Source organism: Acinetobacter sp. NBRC 110496, assembly GCF_000876115.1.
GTDB lineage: Bacteria > Pseudomonadota > Gammaproteobacteria > Pseudomonadales > Moraxellaceae > Acinetobacter.
On the sequence record NZ_BBTF01000100.1, the window covers coordinates 1 to 3965 of the forward strand.

The 3965-nt window shown below is 47.4% G+C and carries 1 protein-coding gene; it reads left to right on the forward strand.

The features are described 5' to 3' along the window. Window positions 1-3965, forward strand: a 3965-nt coding sequence (gene posA / locus Aba26S_RS20435) for a delta-poly-L-ornithine synthetase PosA (RefSeq protein ID WP_043974877.1), incomplete at both ends; no start/stop codon positions are given.

The window sequence follows — 3965 nt, forward strand, 5'->3', positions numbered from 1 at the left end:
AAAAAATATTATTCGTGGTAAGCACCACCCAGAGTTTTTGCAGGAAGAAGTTTTAACCGATATTTTTGTCCAGACTGCGCAACGCCTCCCTCAAAAGACTGCCCTGATCGAAGCAGAGCAACAGATCAGTTATGCCGATTTATACCAGCAAGCACTGGTCATGGCACAGCACTTAACCCTGAAGGGGGTTAAAGCGGGAGATATTGTTGGCTTGTGGTTACCGCGAGGAATTGAATTATTAAAATCCCAATTGGCGATCTGCCTTAGTGGCGCTGCATGGTTACCTTTTGATATGGATACCCCGGCAGACCGGATTGCAGTGTGTCTTGACGATGCTGCGGCAGTCGGCATGATCACCACCGATGAGTGGTATGAACATTTGGCTGAAGTCCCACAAAGCAAGTGGACCAATACCGAATTACAACGCCCACTCGATCAGGCGGTTGAACTCGCCAGAACCACACCTGATCAACCCGCCTATATTATTTATACCTCAGGTTCGACAGGTAAACCGAAAGGGATTGTCATTACCCAGAAGAATATTTGCCATTTCCTGCGTAGTGAAAACAGTATCCTGGGCATTCAGGAGCAAGACAAGGTCTATCAAGGCTTCTCAGTGGCTTTTGACATGTCTTTTGAGGAAATCTGGCTGTCTTATCTGGTCGGTGCAACATTGTGGATAGCACCTAAATCACTGGTCAGTGATCCAGAACGCCTGTGTAAAACCTTGCAACAGCAACAGATCACGGTTCTACATGCGGTGCCAACATTATTGGCTTTATTCCCGGAAGATGTACCGAATCTGCGCATCATCAATCTGGGTGGAGAAATGTGCCCGGATTCACTGGTTGATCGCTGGGCCTTAGCTCACCACCAAATGTTTAACACCTATGGGCCAACTGAAACCACGGTCTCTGCCAGTCTGGAACTGTTGCAGCGTGGCAAACCAGTGACAATTGGCAAGCCTTTACCCAACTATGGCATGCTGGTCATCAATGCGGAGCGCGAACTGTTGCCGCAAGGAGAAACAGGGGAACTATGTATCTTTGGACCGAGTGTGGCCCCTGGCTATCTCGGACGTCCTGATCTGACCGCAGATAAATTTATTCAGAATCCATGGGCCAGTAACCCTGATGAAGAAAACCTGTATCGCACTGGGGATCTGGCCAAAATCGATGAATTTGGTCAGGTACATTGCTTAGGCCGTGCCGACGATCAGGTTAAAATCCGCGGCTTCCGGGTTGAACTCGGTGAGATTGAAGCGGCGTTATGTGATCTGGATGGCATTGGCACCGCAGCTGTGATTCTACGTGCTGAAGACGGTATTGATCAGTTGATTGCCTTCATTGCTCCTGAAATTGATGCCCAACAGGCCATTGAAATTAAACAGCTGCGCCATCACCTCAGTCAGCGCTTGCCACCTTATATGGTGCCGAACCGCTTTGAAGTGATTGAAGAAGTACCTCGTTTGCTTTCGGGAAAAATTGACCGTAAGGCACTGAAAGCACGTCCATTAACCAGTGTGGTCGATCGGAGCGAATCAGATCAGCCGCAGAATCAGGCCGAAGAAATCTTATTTGGCATACTCAATCGTTTATTTCCAAATATCCCGATTAAATTAGATGCAGACTTCTTTGACGATCTCGGTGGACATTCACTGCTGGCTGCTGTACTGATTTCCAACCTACGCGAGCACCCTGAATACAGTCACCTAACCATTCAAAGCCTGTATCAGGCTCGCAGAGTGGGTGCCATTGCCGCACTGATGCTGGAACAACCTGAAGCATCATTATTCGATAGCCAGCTTGGGCAGGATAATCCACGGAATACACGCTATAAATGGCTGTGTGGTCTGGCACAATTGGTGACGATTCCAGTGCTGATTTCGATCAACATCTTACAATGGCTGGCTCCGTTCTTTACCTACCATTATTTTACCGGCGGTACCCGAGACACCATTCCATCGGCGATTCTATTGTCATTACTGGTCTATATAACGGTGATTCTTGCCAGCTTTGCGCTGTCGATTACCGTAAAACGGGTGTTATTACTCGGGATACCAGCAGGGCGTTACCCACTCTGGGGAATGACCTATTTCCGTTGGTGGCTGGCGGACCGAATCAGCAGCATTTCACCTGTATATCTCTTATCGGGTTCCACCTTGCTGAATCTCTACCTCAAGGCACTGGGCGCAAAGATTGGCCATGATGTCAACATCAGTTCCGTACATATCCGGATGCCATCTTTATTGACTATTGAAGATGGGGTCAGTATTGGTTCCAATGTCAATCTGGAGAATGCCAAAGTTGAACATGGTCATCTGGTATTGGGCTCAATCCAGCTCAAACAAGACAGTTATGTTGGTTCCTATGCCGTTCTGGAAGAAAATACCGTATTAGAACCCCGTGCTCATGTAAATGCCTTAACTGCGATTGAATATGACACCACAGTGCCAGCAGGGGAAATCTGGGACGGTACACCTGCGAAGAAAATTGGCCATGTTGACAGCCTGGAGCCATTGGCTGCACGCCCAAAACTGTCGTTTATCCGCAAAATCTCAGAATATGCCTACTATGCAATCAGTGCCTTATTCATTGCCTGTATCTTTTTTATCCCGATCTTTCCAAGCTTCCTGTTGGTGGACTGGTTAGATGTCAATATTTTTAATATTGATTCGAACAACCACTTACAGATTGCATTGTACTATTTCATTCTGGCGATTCCAGCCAGTGCGATGATGATGGTAATTACCGCACTGATCTCTTCGGTCTTACGCAAAGTGGCTTTGCCGCGTTTAGAGACTGGCAGCTATGCCATTCATGGTGGTACTTATTACCGTAAATGGTTTGCATCACAGATTCTGGAAACCAGTTTACAAACCCTGCATGGTTTATTCGCCACCATTTACGCACCGACCTGGTTCCGTTTGTTGGGTGCCAAAGTCGGTAAGAACACTGAAATCTCAACAGCAAATGGAGTAATTCCTGAAATGCTGACCTTGGGAGAGGAAAGCTTTATTGCCGATGCCGTGATGTTGGGGGATGAGGAAATCAAGGGCGGTTGGATGACCTTAAAATCGACCCAGATTGGTAACCGCAGCTTTGTGGGGAATAGTGCCTATATCGCGGATGGGACGGTATTACCGGACAATGTGTTGATTGGGGTGCAATCCAAAACACCAGATAACCGAGAAATGTATTCAGGTCAAACCTGGTTTGGTTCTCCACCTTTACTGCTGCCTGCACGTGAAGCCGCAGAACAGTACCCAGATCACCTGACCTTTCAGCCGAGTGTTAAACGACGTCTGATGCGCGGTTTGATAGAAGGTCTGCGGATCGTATTACCGGCAGCGCTGGCGATTGGTGTGGGTTATATGATCGTATTGGAAATTATCGATGTGATTAATAACTACAATATCGCGACAGGGCTATTGGCCTTGACTTTGGCGGGGCTACTCTATGGAGTGGGCTGCTTTGTGATCGTGGCGTTATTGAAGTGGATTCTAATTGGACGTTACCAACCACGTTCAGCACCGATGTGGACCATGTTTGTCTGGTTAAGTGAAGGGGTGACCAGTTTATATGAAGCGGTTGCCATCCCGAACTTCCTGAACTATCTCAGAGGCACACCAATGTTACCGTTCTTCCTGCGCCTGTTAGGGGTGCGTATAGGTAAGGATGTATATATGGATAGTGCAGATATCACTGAGTTTGACTGTGTTGAGATTGGAGATCGAGCGGAGTTTAACAGTTTCTCTGGTCCACAGACGCACTTATTTGAAGACCGAATCATGAAAATTGGTCAGGTGAAAGTGGGCAATGATGTGGTGGTGAATGCACGCAGTATTATTTTATATAATGCCAATGTGAGCCATCATGCGGTATTGGGTCCACTGACTCTGGTGATGAAGGGTGAGAACATTCCAGCTAAATCGGCTTGGATTGGTTCACCTGCTGTGCCTTGGA